The organism is Ensifer sp. PDNC004, assembly GCF_016919405.1.
Lineage (GTDB): Bacteria > Pseudomonadota > Alphaproteobacteria > Rhizobiales > Rhizobiaceae > Ensifer.
In genome coordinates, this window is record NZ_CP070353.1 from 703,791 (window position 1) to 720,054 (window position 16,264).

The window sequence follows — 16,264 nt, forward strand, 5'->3', positions numbered from 1 at the left end:
TCGGGTGTGGCGGAGGTTAGGCAATGACGCAAGGGAGGGGCGCGGACGGCGATCTGTCGAGGATCCTGCCAGACGAGCAGGCGCTTGCGAAGGTCAGGGCCGTGATCGCCGAACACAATGCGGAGCGCAAGAAGGTCATCGTCGAATTGTGGTGGCGGCGGCTGTGGATCGGCTGTGGATCGGCGGCCGGGGTGCTGCTCTGTGCCTATGCGGGAAGTTTTTTCTCCGGGTCCGACGCGGGGCCATTGATGCTGCTGCCACTGGCGGGCATGGTCTGGGCTTGGTCCAAAATCGGCGAGACGGTCTGGCACCGACTTGAACGCACGCAGGATGTCCTGCTGCCGGCGATCTTCGGTTTCGTCGATGGTTTCCGCTTCAGGCAACGTGGGTGGCCGGACGTTGCGGCTGCGCTCACGCGACTGGATCTCGTGGCGTTCGACGTTGCTGACTATGAAGACCTCATCGACGGCACTGTCGAAGGCGTTTGCTTCTCGCTGTGTGAGGCGCATCTGGGGCTCCAGAAGAGCAGCCGGCGCAGCTCCGTCGTCAATCAGTTTCGCGGGCTCGTGCTCAAGGTCAAGCTCGACACTCCGTTTCCGGGCTGGCTGGTGGCGCGCAAGAAGCGCTTCGGCGGGCTGCTGGACGCAATAGACAAGGGGTTCAGTGCTGCCGACAGCAAGGACCTCATCGCGCTGTCTGCCAATGACGTCAGGGATCTGTGGCAGGCGCAGGGCGCCATTCTGAGTGGCCGTGCGGCGCTCGATGAAAGCCACGAATTCGTGACCGACAATCTGGCCGCGGCGGCCGGCGTGATCGACGATGTGGCCAGGACCATCGCGTTCCTCTCCAGTTCTTTCGACGATGATGTCGTTCGTCTGGCGCTCGACGGCGACAGCTGCATCCTCATGCTGCCGTCCAAGCACGACTTCTTCGAACTGCCGAACATCTATCTGGAGATGACAGAGGCCAAGATCATGCCGATGCTCTCGGACTTCGTGACCTTGCTGGAGATTGCCAAGCTAAGCGCTCGTATCGGAGTGTCGCAGCCAGGTCCCGCGGAATCCGTCGCCGGAGCTCAACGATAACGTCGACCAACGATCCTTGAGCTGGCGATCCAGCTTGTCATCGCAGCAGTCGTGGTCCTTTTCACCGTCGATGTTCTCGACGCAATGCGGAGCTATGCCTGCAGCGAACCCGGCTCAGGAGGGGATTGCTTTCCCTGGGGCAGCGAGGGGCCGGTGGCGGGCCTCTGGCGCTACGAAAGCAAAGCTGCCCATATCGGAACAGGCGTGGCATCGATCGTCATGCTGGCGCTGGCCGGCCTTGCACCGTTCAAGGTTCGCCATGCAGGGGTCGGCCTGTGTTTGATGGCGGCCGGTCTTCTTGTCAGCATCGGCATCGCGTCATTTTTGTAAGCGCCAAGCGTCTGACGCAGGTTGCCTGTCCCAGATGCCTGATCGTCGGCCGCCTCCGGCGGGACGCAACGACGTTCTCGGGCCGCAACGCGACCATTGGCGACAGCCGCTGAGATGAATCTTGCCGCCTAGCCCTTACGGTTGCGCACCTGACGCTGCGTTACCCCGATTGGGCGAGAAGACACCAAAGCCTGCCACGTGATAACAATAGTTCTTTGGAGCGTGCCATGTTCTGCTTGCGTGGTGCCGTATTCGTGCTTTGTGCCGCGGTCCTTGGTCCGGCATCGCTGTTTGCCGCCGAACCGGTGGGCAAGGCGGTGGAGATCCGGACGGCCGTCAGCGGTGCGCGCGGCGCGATTGCGGTGAGGGACCCTGTCTACCGGGACGAACGGATCTCGACGTCGAAATCCGGACTCGGGCAGTTTGTCTTCGAGGATGGCACCAAGCTGGCCGTCGGCTGGGGTTCTTCCGTTGTCATCGACAAGTTCGTTTATGACGACAAGAAGTCGGTGAAGAAGCTCACCATCATGGCCGCCAAGGGCACGTTCCGCTGGATCAGCGGCAAATCCGGCCACTCCGCCTATGAGATCGTCACGCCGGCCGGCACCATCGGCGTGCGCGGCACCGCCTTCGATTTCTTCGTCGCCCCGGATGGCACAACTGCCGTGGTGCTGCTCAGCGGTGCTGCCGATTTCTGCGGTGCCGGCGGCTGCCGGCAGCTGACGCAGCGCTGCGACTGCGTCGTCGCCAAGCCCGGCCGTCGCGCCACCGCACCGACGCGGGTCAGCCGCACGACGCTCAAGGCGCTCGGCAATGCGCAGGCGCTGCCGTTTCTCTCTGGCGGGCAACGCCTGACCGGCGCGCTCGGTTGGGTAGGGGGCGGCTGCGGCCTGCGCGCGGCCCAGTTCGAGGGCACCACCCGCACCGTCCCGGAGCAGCCGGCGCGCGTTGAAGAAAAGCCGCGCGAACAGAAACCGCCGCCGGAAGAAAAGCCCCGGGATCCGGGCCCGCAGCCGGAGAACCCGGGCGATCCCGGACCGCAGCCGCATAATCCGGGCGATCCGGGGCCGCAGCCGAACAACCCGGGCGACCCCGGTCCGCAAACCGAGCAGCCCGGCGACCCCGGTCCAGGCAACGACGCCCCCGGCGATCCGGGACCGCAAACGGGCGGTGGCGGTGACCAACCGAGCCAGGACCAGGGATCGCAGCAGCAGCACGAGGGCGAAAGCCACGATTGATCGGGCGGCCAGGGTTTTGCTGGTCAGCTGATTTCAAAGCCGAACGGGCACGCCTCGCCGTCTTCTCTGGCGAGGCGCTATTCTTGAAAATGTCCCTGAATCAGAAAGCTACCGTCGTTTCCGCATGTGTCCGGTGAGCTGGCATTCGAGCGGTCGCGGGCAAAGCTCATTCGGCTGGACGCTTGGTGTTCTCGTCGGTCGCTTGGGCGAAGTGGTCGGCGCGGCGGCCGATCCGGGCATAGAAGCCGGCGAGCGCCGGCGTCAGTGCCGCCGCCTTCAGCTTGGCGGCGTTGACGATGCTGCGGCTTGTCTGCGTGCGGGCGCCGAGTGCGGCGACCAGCCGATCGTGCAGGCTACGCAGATCCGCGAAGGCGGGCGAGGCCGCGAGGTTTTCGTCGCCGGCGACGGCATAGACCCGTGTTCGCGTCGTCTTGCCCTTGAGCGCGAGGGAGCCGGCGTCGAGCATGGCATGGTCCGGCAGAGCCTGGGCGGTCGCCTCGGACACCAGAATGTCGATGTTGACGTCCTTGCAAGCCGCTTCGATGCGTGCGGCGATGTTCACGGTGTCGCCGACGGCGGAATAGTTGAACCGCGTCTCGGCGCCCATGTTGCCGACGCAGGCGAGCCCGGTATGGATCCCGATGCCGATGCGCACCTCCTGGTCGGCGCCGAAGCCGAACGCATTGTCGGCATTGAGCCTCGCCAGCGTCTCGCGCATGCCAAGCGCCGCTCGCACCGCCTTTTGCGGATGGTTGGCGACGTCGACCGGGGCATTCCAGAAGGCCATGATCGAATCGCCGATGAACTTGTCGAGCGTGCCCTCGTTGGCCAGCACATGCCGGCTCAGCGCATCGAGCAGCGTATTGAGAAAGGCGACAACCTCGGTCGGCGTCATGCGCTCGCTCATCTCGGTGAAGCTGCGCACGTCGACGAACATCACGGTCAGTTCGCGATCGTCGCCGCCGAGGCTGAGGGCATTGCGCGTATGCTCGATGCGGTAGAGCAGCGACGGCGAGAGATAGCGGCCGAAGGCCTGCCGCACCTCGCGCCGTTCGCGGTCGGTCACGAGGAAGCGATAGGCGGTGGCCGCGAAATGGGTGATCGAGGCGGCGAGGATAGGCGCCAGCGGATCGAAAAGCCGTCCGCCATAATAGAAGGCGATCCAGGAGGCGACGAGCGCCAGCACCGTCACCGCCAGGCCGCAGACGAGCGCGACCACCGGGCTGACGAAGGTGGTGAGCAGCACCAGCAGCGTTCCGGCGAGCGCGATCGAGAGAATTTCGAGGCCGTTCGCCCAATCCGGGCGCGAAAGATAGCGGCCCGACAGGATCTGCTCGACGATCTGCGCGTGGATTGAAACACCAGGCACGTTCTGGCCGAGAGCGGTGGTGCGCACATCCTGCAGGCCGGCCGCCGAAGTGCCGATGAAGACGATGCTGCCTTCGATGCCGGCGCGGATATCCGGCGATGGTTCGCCATCGGCAAGAATGCGGCGGGCGGAGATATAGCGCTCCGTCGTGTCCGGCGTCACATAGAGCCAGACCTCGCCGGTCGACATCAGCGGCACGACGAAGTCGCCGATCTTGACCGCCGTCAGCGTGTTGGCGACGTCGGGTGCGGCGGCCAGCACATAGGTCGAAGCCCCCTGTGCCACCCGCAGGGCCTCCATGGCCAGGCTCGGATAGAACTGCTGGCCGTCGCTCAGGAACAACGGCGCGGTGCGCACAACCGCCGAGGACGAGCCGGGATTGAGGCTGATATGGCCGAGGCCGGCGGCATTGGCTTCGAGCTGGGGTCTCAGCGGTGTGGCGGCGCGCAGGCGGGGCGGCGCTTCGTTGGCGCTTTCGCCGGTCAGGGCAAAGCCGGCCTTGACCGGGGGCAGGTAGCTGCCTTCGTTGGTCAGGCCGAAGCCGAGTACCACGGGCTTGTCGCGGATCGCCTCGGCGAAGATCTCGTCATTGTCCGGTAGCGCGGCAAGGAAAGAGGGATCGACGCCACCGACATCGCGCACGACGGTGCGCGGCGACAATCTGTCCGGCTCGGCAAAGAGCACGTCGAAGGCGATTGCGGCGGCCCCCATCTCGCTCAAGCGGTTGGTCAGCTTCGCCAGTCGGTCGCGCGGCCAGGGCCATTGGCCGAGCTCGCGCAGCGACGCCTCATCGATGTCGATAATCTTGACCGGCATGGGCTCGAAGCGGCGCGGCGCAATGCGCTGGTATTCGTCGAAGGTGACGTCGCGCGCCTGGCGCAGCAACTGCGGATCCTGGGCGCGCAGAATGGTGAAGAACGCCACCACCGTCATGCCGATCAGAACCCCGAACAGTTGCGATCGTGTCATGGCGGCCTACGGAACCATGGGCAGGCCCGCCTTGACGAGCCCGTCGTTGAAATGCGCGTGGTCGGCAGGATCGACGTAGGCGGTAAAGAAGCGCCAATAGCGCGGCACGTCACCCGGTGCGTTGGCGATCGCTTCCGGAAGAAGCTTGCGCGCCTCATCGATGCGGCCGAGCTGGCCGAGACAGGTGATCAGCATCACCAGGTTGAAATAGGTGCGGCGCAAGAGCAGCGCCCGTTCGGCGCAGCGCAGGGCTTCGTCGTAGTTGCCGAGATGGTAGTGGGCGAGCGCCATGCGGTTGAGGAAGAGATAGGTGAGCGGATCGTGCGGGCTCAGCCGCAGCGCCTTGTGCAGCGGGTCCAGCGCCTCGGCGAAGCGGCCGATATAGATGCGCGCCCAGCCGAGCGCCATGTGGGCGAGCGCGAAGTTGGAGTTGATGTCGATCGCCTGTTGCGCTTCCTCGACCGCGGCGTGCGGCCGCTGGGCCGCGAAGTTGGCGAGACACATGACATAGTGACAATAGGGGTCGTGATCGTCGATCACCACCGCGCGCGCGGCCTCCGCCTGCAACTCGGCGCTGTCGCGGTCGATGTCCTTGCTGAAGCCGAAGAAACAACGGGCAAACAGCGAGCGGGCGAGCATCATGTGCGCGCGGCCGAATTCCGGATCGAGGGCGATGGCGCGGCGCTGCCATTCGATCGCCTCGTCGAAATGCGCGGCGGAATCCTGCGCGTTGTGCAGCAGGGTGCCGCGCATGTGGCATTCATAGGCGCCAAGATTGTCGGTGCCCCGCAATTGCGCGCGCCGGTTTTCGCCGATCAGGATCTCCGGCTCGATCGCGGCGACCACATGCTGGGTGATTTCGTCCTGGATGGCGAAGAGGTCTGCGAATTCACGCTCGTAGCGCTGTGCCCAGAGGTGGTTTCCGGTCTCCGCCTCGATCAACTGGCCGGTGACGCGCACCCGCGAGCCGGAGCGGCGCACGCTGCCTTCGACGATGTAACGCACCCCGAGATCCCGGCCGATCTGCTTCACGTCGACGGCGCGGCCCTTGTAGGCGAAGGAGGAGTTGCGGGCGATGACGAAGAACCAGCGGTAGAGCGACAGCGCGGTGATGATGTCCTCGGTCAGGCCGTCGGCGAAGAAATCCTGCTCGGGATCGCCGGACATGTTGACGAAGGGCAGCACGGCGATCGACGGCTTGTCGGGCAGCGACAGCGGCATGCCCGGCAGATCCCCGCCGACCGGATCCTCCCGCCAGTCGACACGGTGGACCAGGACCGGGCGCGGAATGTTTTTCAGCGCGCGTTCGCCCAGCCGCTGCATCGGAAACTCGAGCTTGCCTTCGATCTGGTCGTGCAGGGCGCCGGAAATGCAGATGTCGTTCGGCTGTGCAACCTGTTGCAGCCGGGCGGCGACGTTGACGCCGTCGCCGAGCAGATTGCTGCCGTCGACGACGACGTCGCCGAGCGTGAGGCCGATGCGAAACTCCATGCGCCGCTCCGGCGAAAGATCGGCGTTGCGGCGCTGTAGCGTCCGCTGGATTGCAACCGCCGCCCGCACGGCCTGTACGGCGCTCTGGAATTCCGCGACCAGGCTGTCTCCGGCCGCGCCGAAGACGCGCCCTCCGTGCTCCGCAGCCAGGCCGGATATCGTCTCGCAGTAGGTGGCCAGGGTCGCAAGCGTGCCTTCCTCGTCGATCGCGACGAGGCGACTGTAGCCAGCGACATCGGCAGCAAGGATCACGGCGAGCTTCCGTTCCAAGGCGGCGGGCCCCTCCTGCGGCATCTGGTCAGAAGGAAATTAAGCGTAACTTAAATTAGAAAGTCCGAGAAGCGTAAATCGCCCGGATCGGGCCTGAAGACGCTGCACAATGCGCAAAAATGCTCCGCGCTGCTTCTACGACAGATTGTACTCGCGGGTGCTTCCCCGGGGCGGCCGACTGTGCAAGGTTCGCAGCCTACCCGCCGCCGCGCCTCGTTCGGGCCGGCACCTCTTTCGCTCATGGGACCAACAGTGACGGCGCCATTTTCCGTTCGCCGGCTCACCTCCAGGGATGCCGGGGCCTACCGGGCCGTTCGGCTGGACGGGCTGCTGAAGCATCCGGAAGCCTTCGGTGCATCCTACGAGGACGAGGCCGGCCGGCCGATCGAGGTCACAGCGGAACGCCTTGATAGCGGCTTCGTCCTCGGCGCCTTCGATGGTGATGAAAGGCTCATGGGTGTTGCTGGCCTCGCGATCCCGACGGCTGTAAAGGCAAGGCACAAGGGCACGCTCTGGGGTATGTATGTCTTGCCGGAGGCGCGGGGAACCGGGCTTTCGCGGCTGCTGGTCGACGGGATCATCGCGGAGGCGCGAGGCAAGGTGGAGCGGCTGTTGCTGACGGTCGTCTCGTCGAACGCTGCTGCCCTGAACCTCTACCGGAAGGCGGGATTTGTCGAATACGGCCTGGAACAGCGCGCGCTGCTGGTCGACGATGTCTATTTCGACGAGATGTTGATGGCCTTTCCGCTCTAAGCATTTGACGATCCGCCAGGGAACGCGAAGCGGGGTCGACCTCGCGCCGCGCGGCGGTAGGATGGCGCCATCATGCCCCTGATTCGACCGACACGCGAAAGCGACCTTTCTCTTCTGCCCGATATCGAGCGCTCCTCCGGTGAGGCGTTCCGCACGATCCCTGAGCTTGCCTGGATTGCCGACGACGACGTGCAATCGGCGGAAGCCCATGGCGCGTTCCTGCGAACCGGGCTGTCGGTAGTGATCGTTGATGCCTCCGATCGGCCGGTCGGTTTTCTTTGCGCCACCATTGCCGACGATGCCATGCATATCTGGCAGCTTGCCGTCGAAGCGGAACGTCAGGGACAGGGGCTCGGGCGCATGCTGATGCTGGCGGCAATCACGCATGCGCGCGTGACATCGCTTGCCGCCGTCACGCTGACGACGTTCCGCGATCTTGCCTGGAACGAACACTTCTATCGCAAGCTCGGCTTCGTGACGCTCGATGCGGGCGAACTCGATCCGCGTCTTGCCGAAATCCTTGCCAACGAGGCGACGCATGGTCTGCCACCGGAGCGACGCTGCGCTATGCGGCTGAGGCTCGCTTGAAGGCGCACCTCCGCGCTCCGGAAAGCCGGCGCTGAAAGATGATCGTTCGGGCGCGGTGTGGCCGCGCTACCGCCTGATGGCGACCACCTGGCCGCGTGCGAACTGCGAGACCCTGACGCCGCCGGACTGGTTGCCGCCGATCAGTTGGGCCGTCGATTTCGACAGCATGGACAGGATGCCGACGTGATAGCCGCGGCCGGTGCGGACGACGACGACGTCGCCGGGGCGGGCATAGGCGACTTTCACGGGTGCGCCGAAACGCAGCCAGGAACGGGCGATGCCGAAGCTTTGTGGCGGGCTGCGCCCGGCCTTGCGGGCGACCATGCCCATGAAGTGGCCGCACCAGGGTGTGCGGGCCGGGTTGATGCCGAGCGCTGCACGAAGGGTCTTGTTGTTTTTGACCTCGTGCAGGCCCTTGTATTGCTGCGCCTGGGCAAGCATGCCCGCATTGGCGAAATCAGGTGTCAGTAGCGCGACATAGGCAGCCGCAAGAAACGCCAGGACCTTCATGGTCAGGTCTCCTTGACAAGGTGCTTGGTGCGAACGGTTGGGGCGGCCTGGCAATCGCCGGCATGGCACCCGGTTGCTCAACGGTTTCTCATGTTGGGCGGGGAGATATCAGCGGGCGCACGCGTTCAGGCGTCGAAAAGACGCCGCATCGGGCACGTCTGCGAACCGCGCTAAAACGCGGAGCCAGCTTCACGGCAACTGCCGTATCGAAGTGTGGTATTCCCCTGTCTGCCCCGTCGGGCAGCAAAGCTTCATTCACCATGCGCCGGTGCAAAATTGTGGCAAAACCCGTAAAATATTAGGGCAGGGATTGCTTATTGCCGAAATAGCTGATGCGAAACGGCGATTCGCCGGGCCAGACATCAAAAATATAGTGGGCTGGCACCTTTCAAGGCAGGACTTTTTTGCGGGAGAAGCGGCGGCACTTGCGCGCCTACGGGGCAGCGGCGCATCGTCTCAGCGTGATTCGCGCGCCGAGGTTCTTCATGTCGTTCACCCTTGCTCCGGCCTATCTCTGGCCCGTTCTGCTGCTCCTGGTCTCTAACGTCTTCATGACCTTCGCCTGGTATGGGCACCTGAAGTACACGTCGTCGCCGCTCTACATGGCGATCGTCGCAAGCTGGGGCATCGCCTTCTTCGAATATTGCCTGGCGGTGCCGGCAAACCGCATCGGCCACCAGGTCTATTCGGCGGCGCAGTTGAAGACGATGCAGGAGGTGATCACCCTGATCGTCTTTGCAGCCTTCTCCGTCTTCTGGCTGAAGGAGTCGATCGGCTGGAACCATCTGGTCGGCTTCGCGCTGATCGCGGCCGGCGCTTCTTTCATCTTCAAGGGGTGATGACGTCCGCCGCGCTGCAGCGATCGAGTCGTTAGCAAACAAAAAGGCAGGGCCGAGGCCCTGCCCTTTTTATTGTGGACGGCTTCTGTCGGCGCGCCGGTGTCAGACCAGGGCGGCCACGGCTGGCGCGACATGCGGCCAGACCTCGACCCAGCCGCGATAGATCATGTCGAGCGCGACATAGAGGATGATTACGAGACCGATATAGGCGATCCAGTGATAGCGGTTGAGCAGCCGGGCGATGAAGCCGGCGGCGATGCCCATCATGGCGATCGAAAGCGCAAGGCCGATGACCAGGATCGTCGGATGTTCGCGGGCAGCACCCGCGACAGCAAGCACGTTGTCGAGCGACATCGAGACGTCGGCGACGACGATCTGGATGGCCGCCTGCATGAAGGTCTTCCTGGGCGCCTCGGAGCCTTGTCCGCTTTCGCCCGCAGCGTTTGCTGCCTGCTGCTCGCGAATTTCACGCCACATCTTCCAGCAGACCCAAAGCAGCAGGATGCCGCCGGCGAGCAGCAGGCCGATGATTTCGAGCAGTTGCACCGTGACGCTGGCGAGCGCGATGCGCAGTACGGTGGCGGCGATGATGCCGACGAGAATGACCTTCTTGCGTTGGTCCGTCGGCAGGCCGGCGGCAGCGAGACCGATCACGACGGCGTTGTCGCCGGCGAGAACGAGGTCAATGACGATGACTTGAAGGAGCGCCGCCAGGCCGGCAGCGGTAAAGATTTCCATGATGCAACAGTCCCCCGACCTGCATATGCGAGATATAGATATGACTAACGGATAAAGCACTGCCGTGCCGCTGGATCAAGACCGCCGGGCGGAAATCCTCAACGACGGCCTTGCCGGGCCTCAATCGAGAAGATCGAAAGCGCGGTACATCCACACGAGCTGGTAGGCGACGGCCGCGACGACGAAGACCGCGTGAAAGCGCCGGTTCGGCGTCCCGGCGGCGGCAATGCACAGCAGGATGTAGACGGCGTTGCGTGCCGGATACTCAAGGCCGTAGGAGGCGAAATAGGCCTTTCCCTTCAGCGCGGTGTCGACGAGATCGACGGCGAAGGCAAGCGCCAGGGCGCCGAAGAACCAGGCCCGGCGCGACATGAAATAATGTTCGTAGTCGCTGTAGTCGTCGAGCGTCGTTGGAAACAGCATGACGCAGAGAAAGAAGAAGACGCAGCAATAGAGAACGACGAACAGGTAGACGCTGACATCGATCACCGCCAGCGAATGCAGGTGGAACTCCCACCACCAGAAGTGCACGAGGAAGACGAACATGAACAGGACCCAGCCGAGGTGGATCCAGTAGACGTGCGTCTTGCCGGGATGCTGGACGAAGAGTGCAATGCCGCTCAACAGCCGGGCGAGGCTCAGGCTGACGATCATGCCCATGACGACGCGGATATGCGAGAAGATCTCCGGGTCTGTGTGGGCAGGCTCCATGCGCCGCGCTCCTATTCTTCCGCCGGCACCGGCTTCGGTTTGCCGTTTTCGTCGAGCGCGACCATGACGAAGATCGCGTCCGTCACCTTTTCCATCAGATGCGAGAGATAACGCTGCGCCCAGGCCTCGACCTTGAGCGTCATCGAGGTACGGCCGACCTTGACCACGTCCGTATAGATGCAGAGCGTGTCGCCGATCTTGACCGGCAGCGCGAAGGCCATTTCCTTGACCGCCGCCGTGACGACGCGGCCGCGCGCCCGTTCCGCCGCGCGGATGCCGCAGGACAGGTCCATCTGCGCCATCACCCAGCCGCCGAAGATATCGCCCGCCGCATTGGCATCACCCGGCATGGCGAGCGTGCGCAAGGTGAGTTCGCCGGTCGGTTTCGTCTGTTCGGTCATGCAGCCTGTCTCCCTGTTGGAGACAAGATGTAACCCGAGCGCGCTTCTAGAGGGAAGACCCCGGCGCCGCACAAATGCCGGCGAGGTCCTTGAACTGCCGGCTCGTTAGACTTTCGCATAAGCTGATTGAGAATTGTCAAATTTAGGGGGTGCTCGTTAGGAGCTTTGCAAAGACCTACCCCTAACCTGCAGGCTCTGGGAGTGCCTGCAGGCTATGCCGCGGCGGCCAGATTTGGGGCTGCGCGGGGAGCGCCGAGGGGCAGGGGATTGGCAATGAAGAAATTCAGGATTTCGGCGCGTCTCTACGCGCTGGTGGCATTCGCGCTTTTGACCATGGCGGCGGCGCTGACCTTCGGTCTGTTTCAGGCGCAGGAAAAGCTCGTCGGCGAACGCAAGGCAATGCTGGCGGCGATGGACGAGAACGCGATCGCCATGTTCGACGCCTATCACAAGTTGGAAGTGGCCGGCACACTGTCGCGCGAGGAAGCGCAGAAGCGCGCGCTCGAAGCGATCAAGGCGATGCGCTACCAGGGCAGCGGCTATTTCTGGGTCAACGACATGCATCCGACCATGGTGATGCATCCGATCAAGCCGGAGCTCGAGGGCAAGGACCTCACCGAGAACAAGGATCCCAACGGCAAGCAGCTCTTCGTCGAGTTCGTCAAGACCGTCGAGAAGAGTGGCCAGGGTTTCGTCGATTACTATTGGCCGAAGCCCGGTGCCGACGCGCCGGTGCTGAAATATTCCCACGTCGCTGGCTTCAAGCCCTGGGGCTGGGTGGTCGGGACCGGCGTCTATGCCGACGATCTGGCGGCGATGTTCCGCGAGCGCGCCTGGCAGGTTGCCGGTATTCTTGCCGCTGCAGCTTTGGCCATCCTGATGGCGGCACTGGCGATCGTGCGCAGCGTCGTCAAGCCCGTCGAAAAGCTGAAGGCCTCGATGCGGGCGATCGCCGACGAGGATCTTTCCTCTGAGGTGCCCGAAACCGACCGTGGCGACGAGATCGGCCAGATGGCCAAGGTCCTCGTTGTCCTGCGCGACTCGGTTCGCGAACGGCTGGAGTTGCGCTCGCGCGAGGCAGAACAGCAGGAGCGACTGAGTTCCGAGCGGCGCGGCAACGAACAGCGCCAGCGGGCGACGGCCGAGGCGCAGGCCGAGACGATGGAAACGGTTGGTGCGGCGCTCGAACTCCTGGCGAGCGGCGACCTCACCGCCGAGATCGGCCACATCGCGCCGGAATACGGCAAGCTGCGGAACGACTTCAACACCGCCGTCGCAGCGCTTCGCGATGTCATCGGCTCGATCTCGCATTCGACCGAGATCGTCACCGCCAGCGCTGGCGACATTTCCGAGGCCGCCAACAATCTGTCCCGCCGCACCGAGCAGCAGGCAGCAGCCCTTGAAGAGACAGCCGCGGCCCTGGACGAAATCACCTCGACGGTTCGCCACGCCTCCGAGCGGGCAAACGAGGCGCGTGCGATGGTCGATCAGACCAAGACCAGCGCCGCAAGGTCCGGCGGCATCGTGCGCAATGCCATCGACGCCATGGGGCGGATCGAGAGCTCCTCCGGCCGTATCGGCCAGATCATCGGTGTCATCGACGAGATCGCCTTCCAGACCAACCTGCTGGCGCTCAATGCTGGCGTCGAGGCGGCGCGTGCCGGTGAGGCGGGCCGCGGCTTTGCCGTCGTTGCCCAGGAAGTCCGCGAGCTGGCGCAGCGTTCGGCCGGTGCCGCCAAGGAGATCAAGGAACTGATCAGCGCCTCGGTGCGCGAGGTCGGCGCCGGCGTCGACCTCGTCCGTTCCACCGGCGAGGCGCTTTCGGAGATCGAGGCGCAGGTCAACCGCGTCAACGAGCAAGTGGCCTCGATCGCGACTGCCGCCCGCGAGCAGGCGACCGGGCTGCAGGAGGTCAATGTCGCCGTCAACAGCATGGACCAGATGACCCAGCAGAACGCTGCGATGGTGGAGGAGACCACGGCAGCGAGCCAGACGCTGGCAGCCGAAAGCCGCGAACTGAAGTCGCTGCTGACGAAGTTCCGGTTGCAGCCTTCAGGCTCGCACGCAGGTTACGGCCGCGCCGCCTGATCCATAGGTTTGTCGATTGCGACCCGCGCGGCACGCCGCGCGGGTTTTTTCATTTGGGTCTGACCGCAATGCTGTCGCAAGGATCGTTGTTTAGGTGCCGCCGTCGTCACGCCGGTTGTCGTGTACGGAGACATTCTCCGTCTTGACCTCAGCACCGCCGGGGATAGATACGCGAGAAGCGGGAGGTGTTCGACGGGGCGTCGCTCCGGTTGCCGGCCGCTGCACCAGAGGGGACACCATGGCACTTCTCAAACTACTTCTGACCCGGCCGATCGCCTTGCTGATGCTGGCGCTCGGTTTTCTTTCCGCCTGTACCGTGGTCGTCGATGAGCCGCGGCCGGGGCCGAGGCCCACGCGCCCGCAGGCCTGCACGATGGAGTATGCGCCGGTTTGTGGCGAGCGCGGCAATCGCATGCGCAGCTTCCCGAACTCCTGCCAGGCGCGCGCGGACGGCTTCAACGTGATCCACCGCGGCGAGTGCCGCCCGGACTATCGCCCGCCGGATCGCGAGCCGCAGGCCTGCACGATGGAGTACAACCCGGTGTGCGCCCAGCGCGGCGGTCGCATGCAGACCTTCCCGAATTCCTGCCAGGCTCGTTCCGAGGGCTTCCAGGTGATCGGTCGCGGCGAATGCCGCAGGCAGGACGACCGTCCGTCCGAGGGTCAGTTCTGCACCCGCGAATACGCCCCGGTCTGCGGCCAGCGCGGCAGCCGCATCGAAACCTTCTCCAACGCCTGCGAGGCGGGTGGTGCCGGTTTCCAGATCGTCCATCGCGGCGAGTGCCGCTAACCCCTGCGCGATCTAGTCTTGAGCATGCGAGCCCGCGTCCGATGAGGACGCGGGCTCTTTTTTCATCATATAGCGGCCGGCTCTCGCCCGGCGCACCCGATTTTCTGCAAGTGACGCGCAAGCCTTCGTTTACCGTATTTGAATAAAATCCCAGGCAAATCAGCCTTTTTGACCACTGTGCCCGGTTTGCGACACAGGCGAAAGGCAGCAATTGCAGGTGCTGCAGCAACCATTGCGTGCCAATCGAGCGCAAGTCGGCTGCAGGGGCGGCGGGGCGATGACGGTGGTCTTTCTGGCCATCTGGAGGAAGGCGCAGTTCGGTATGGCCTATGTTACTCGTCTCCATCGCCCGCTGACGGCGCTCGTTCTTTCGTTTTCGCTCGTCACCTGCTCGACCGATGATGCGTTGTCGCCGCCCGGCCGCATCGATGGCGGGGCGCGGGTCGGGTCGATCGGGCCGGTTCCTGTCGATGCCGTGCCGGCAGAGGAGGTGGCCGCCTATCCCGCCGCCACGCAACCCTCGACCTTCCAGGCCAATTCGCAGCATGCAGCGCCCCAGCAGACGCGCCGCGCGCTTCCGATGCTCGATAGCGACGAGGCTGTGGCCACGGGCGCGCAACCGGCAGGCGCCGGCTCGAGCCCCATTCCGCAAGAGGGCGTCAACATGGATGCGATGCTCGGCGTCGAGCAGCCCGTGGTGGGGCTCGCGGAAGAGCAGAGCAACGACATCGCCGAGGGCAATGCCAGCCAGCCGGTGGTCGGCGGCATTGGTGACGAGAATGTGCGTCAGCTCGGCAGCGCAAACAGCGCAGCACCGGCCGAGGCGAACCTTGGCTATGATCCGGATCTGCCGCCGCTTTCGCCGGACAAGATGGCCGCGGAAGAGGCGCAGCGCGCCCGCGCCATGGAACGGCAGCGCGCCCTTCAGCGCACGCAGGAGCCACAGCAGGTCGCCTTCCTGCCGCGCGCCAACAATCCGATGTCGACGCCCGACGATACCGGCGCGATGCCCGGTTCCGAAATCGCCTGCCGCCAGCGCCTGAAAAAGCTCGGCGTCACCTTTCGCGACATTTCGCGCATCAGCAACGGTCCGTCCTGCGGCATCGACTACCCGATCGAACTCAGCGGACTGTCCGGCGGCATCGGCGTGAAGCCGGCGGTGAAGCTCAATTGCGAGGTGACCGAGGCTTTTGCGAAGTGGGTGAAGTACGAACTCGCGCCGTCGTCGCGCTACCGCTACTGGTCTGGCATCAAGACGATCAAGCCGCTCGGCGGCTACTCCTGCCGCACCATGAACTCGCGTCGCGGCAATCCGATGTCTGAACATGCGCGCGGCAACGCCATCGATGTCGGCAAGTTCGTGCTGAAGAACGGCAAGGAAATCGACGTGCGCAAGCCGGGATTTTTCGCCTTCCGCGAGAAGGCGCTGCTGAAGGCCGTGCGTTCCGACAGCTGCAAGTACTTCAACACCGTGCTCGGCCCGGGCAGCGATCCGTTCCACAAGGACCACTTCCACTTCGACCTGAGAACTCGCAAGACCGGCTATCGGCACTGCGATTAGTGGTTCGGTCGGTCAGCAGCTGTGCTTTCGAGCCGCCGGCTACCGAAGCTCGGAAGCCGGCATAAAAAAGAGGCCGGCGGGGAGGCCGGCCCAACGACCGGAGCAAAAGGGGGAGGCTCCGGCGTGCAAATCACGAGCGCAAATCAAAGGGCGATGTCGCGGCCCGCGCGTTGCAAAATGATCGAAAAGCGTCACGGTTTCGTGACAGCGGGGCAATTGGCGTGGTCGAAATCTTGCGCGCTTTCGTTCGAATACGTTGCGGCCGGCTGCGGCGAAGGTCTGCGGACCGCGCCGATTCCCTAATTAAGTGTATTATACTTTAGGTTTTAGTCATCTGGATCGTGTTCCGAACGGTTGCCCAAATATGGCGATTTCGCGACTTTTTCCGAACCTTGTTATAACTAACTGAATTTTCTATCTAATTTCTAGCACGCAACTAAACCTCGGAATGCGGGGCCGTGATGATCTTTCCCTTTCGTCTGGTTTTGTAATAAGTAATACGATATTATATTATTTTCTAATAACAATCTTGG

Annotated in this window: 15 protein-coding genes; 9 read left to right on the plus strand and 6 right to left on the minus strand. The window is 64.0% G+C overall.

Annotated features, from left to right (window positions below; translation table 11 throughout):
- Nucleotides 1-23 precede the first annotated feature (23 nt).
- From JVX98_RS11410 to JVX98_RS11420, 3 genes are all read left to right on the plus strand, one after another.
- Complete coding sequence (locus JVX98_RS11410) at nt 24-1,085, plus strand: hypothetical protein (protein WP_205238656.1); 1,062 nt, start codon at nt 24-26, stop codon at nt 1,083-1,085.
- A 153-nt stretch (nt 1,086-1,238) separates the two neighbouring features.
- Entirely contained in the window at nt 1,239-1,415 is a 177-nt protein-coding gene (locus JVX98_RS11415) for a hypothetical protein (RefSeq protein WP_205238657.1), read from the plus strand.
- Between the two features lie 227 nt (nt 1,416-1,642).
- Nucleotides 1,643-2,653: a FecR domain-containing protein gene (locus tag JVX98_RS11420; RefSeq protein ID WP_205238658.1), complete on the plus strand. Its 1,011-nt coding sequence runs from the start codon at nt 1,643-1,645 to the stop codon at nt 2,651-2,653.
- A 166-nt stretch (nt 2,654-2,819) separates the two neighbouring features.
- On the opposite strand, the gene JVX98_RS11425 is transcribed toward JVX98_RS11420, so the two are convergent.
- Nucleotides 2,820-4,991 (minus strand): CHASE2 domain-containing protein, encoded by a 2,172-nt coding sequence (locus tag JVX98_RS11425; RefSeq protein ID WP_205238659.1) that lies wholly within the window; start codon nt 4,989-4,991, stop codon nt 2,820-2,822.
- A gap of 6 nt (nt 4,992-4,997) precedes the next feature.
- The gene (locus JVX98_RS11430) at nt 4,998-6,752 is read right to left on the minus strand and encodes an adenylate/guanylate cyclase domain-containing protein (RefSeq protein WP_205238660.1); all 1,755 of its coding nucleotides are present in this window, start codon (nt 6,750-6,752) and stop codon (nt 4,998-5,000) included.
- A gap of 252 nt (nt 6,753-7,004) precedes the next feature.
- Here JVX98_RS11430 and JVX98_RS11435 point away from each other — a divergent pair, with 252 nt between their 5' ends.
- Complete coding sequence (locus JVX98_RS11435) at nt 7,005-7,505, plus strand: GNAT family N-acetyltransferase (RefSeq protein WP_246765001.1); 501 nt, start codon at nt 7,005-7,007, stop codon at nt 7,503-7,505.
- A gap of 72 nt (nt 7,506-7,577) precedes the next feature.
- Nucleotides 7,578-8,093: a GNAT family N-acetyltransferase gene (locus tag JVX98_RS11440; protein WP_205238662.1), complete on the plus strand. Its 516-nt coding sequence runs from the start codon at nt 7,578-7,580 to the stop codon at nt 8,091-8,093.
- 66 nt (nt 8,094-8,159) lie between these two features.
- Here the strand turns inward: JVX98_RS11440 and JVX98_RS11445 are convergent, their stop codons facing one another.
- Entirely contained in the window at nt 8,160-8,603 is a 444-nt protein-coding gene (locus tag JVX98_RS11445) for a TIGR02594 family protein (protein ID WP_192446311.1), read from the minus strand.
- Nucleotides 8,604-9,088: 485 nt separating this feature from the next.
- On the opposite strand from JVX98_RS11445, the gene JVX98_RS11450 reads away from it, so the two are divergent.
- Nucleotides 9,089-9,442, plus strand: a complete 354-nt coding sequence (locus JVX98_RS11450; protein ID WP_192446310.1) for a DMT family protein — start codon at nt 9,089-9,091, stop codon at nt 9,440-9,442.
- A gap of 102 nt (nt 9,443-9,544) precedes the next feature.
- Here JVX98_RS11450 and JVX98_RS11455 read toward each other — a convergent pair whose 3' ends face one another.
- The 3 genes from JVX98_RS11455 to JVX98_RS11465 all read right to left on the minus strand — a co-directional run bounded on the left by JVX98_RS11455 (nt 9,545) and on the right by JVX98_RS11465 (nt 11,292).
- Complete coding sequence (locus JVX98_RS11455) at nt 9,545-10,180, minus strand: TerC family protein (protein ID WP_205238663.1); 636 nt, start codon at nt 10,178-10,180, stop codon at nt 9,545-9,547.
- Nucleotides 10,181-10,300: 120 nt separating this feature from the next.
- Nucleotides 10,301-10,891 carry a hypothetical protein gene (locus JVX98_RS11460; protein WP_205238664.1) on the minus strand — a complete coding sequence of 197 codons (591 nt, stop codon included), beginning with the start codon at nt 10,889-10,891 and terminating at the stop codon, nt 10,301-10,303.
- Nucleotides 10,892-10,902: 11 nt separating this feature from the next.
- Nucleotides 10,903-11,292 carry an acyl-CoA thioesterase gene (locus JVX98_RS11465; protein WP_192446307.1) on the minus strand — a complete coding sequence of 130 codons (390 nt, stop codon included), beginning with the start codon at nt 11,290-11,292 and terminating at the stop codon, nt 10,903-10,905.
- Nucleotides 11,293-11,565: 273 nt separating this feature from the next.
- On the opposite strand from JVX98_RS11465, the gene JVX98_RS11470 reads away from it, so the two are divergent.
- The 3 genes from JVX98_RS11470 (at nt 11,566) to JVX98_RS11480 (ending at nt 15,731) form a co-directional block, all read left to right on the plus strand.
- A complete protein-coding gene (locus JVX98_RS11470; RefSeq protein ID WP_205238665.1) occupies nt 11,566-13,380 on the plus strand; it encodes a methyl-accepting chemotaxis protein in 1,815 nt (604 codons plus the stop codon).
- 238 nt (nt 13,381-13,618) lie between these two features.
- On the plus strand, nt 13,619-14,170 hold the full coding sequence (locus JVX98_RS11475) for a Kazal-type serine protease inhibitor domain-containing protein (protein WP_205238666.1): 552 nt from the start codon (nt 13,619-13,621) through the stop codon (nt 14,168-14,170).
- Nucleotides 14,171-14,492: 322 nt separating this feature from the next.
- Nucleotides 14,493-15,731 (plus strand): extensin family protein, encoded by a 1,239-nt coding sequence (locus tag JVX98_RS11480; RefSeq protein ID WP_205239431.1) that lies wholly within the window; start codon nt 14,493-14,495, stop codon nt 15,729-15,731.
- Nucleotides 15,732-16,264: the final 533 nt, after the last annotated feature.

Excerpts from the sequence above, each read along its gene's own strand:
- JVX98_RS11410 (WP_205238656.1), top strand. The coding sequence starts at position 24 with ATGACGCAAGGGAGGGGCGCGGACGGCGATCTGTCGAGGATCCTGCCA.
- JVX98_RS11420 (WP_205238658.1), top strand. The coding sequence starts at position 1,643 with ATGTTCTGCTTGCGTGGTGCCGTATTCGTGCTTTGTGCCGCGGTCCTT.
- JVX98_RS11425 (WP_205238659.1), bottom strand. The coding sequence starts at position 4,991 with ATGACACGATCGCAACTGTTCGGGGTTCTGATCGGCATGACGGTGGTG.
- JVX98_RS11440 (WP_205238662.1), top strand. The coding sequence starts at position 7,578 with ATGCCCCTGATTCGACCGACACGCGAAAGCGACCTTTCTCTTCTGCCC.
- JVX98_RS11445 (WP_192446311.1), bottom strand. The coding sequence starts at position 8,603 with ATGAAGGTCCTGGCGTTTCTTGCGGCTGCCTATGTCGCGCTACTGACA.
- JVX98_RS11450 (WP_192446310.1), top strand. The coding sequence starts at position 9,089 with ATGTCGTTCACCCTTGCTCCGGCCTATCTCTGGCCCGTTCTGCTGCTC.
- JVX98_RS11455 (WP_205238663.1), bottom strand. The coding sequence starts at position 10,180 with ATGGAAATCTTTACCGCTGCCGGCCTGGCGGCGCTCCTTCAAGTCATC.
- JVX98_RS11460 (WP_205238664.1), bottom strand. The coding sequence starts at position 10,891 with ATGGAGCCTGCCCACACAGACCCGGAGATCTTCTCGCATATCCGCGTC.
- JVX98_RS11465 (WP_192446307.1), bottom strand. The coding sequence starts at position 11,292 with ATGACCGAACAGACGAAACCGACCGGCGAACTCACCTTGCGCACGCTC.
- JVX98_RS11470 (WP_205238665.1), top strand. The coding sequence starts at position 11,566 with ATGAAGAAATTCAGGATTTCGGCGCGTCTCTACGCGCTGGTGGCATTC.
- JVX98_RS11475 (WP_205238666.1), top strand. The coding sequence starts at position 13,619 with ATGGCACTTCTCAAACTACTTCTGACCCGGCCGATCGCCTTGCTGATG.
- JVX98_RS11480 (WP_205239431.1), top strand. The coding sequence starts at position 14,493 with ATGGCCTATGTTACTCGTCTCCATCGCCCGCTGACGGCGCTCGTTCTT.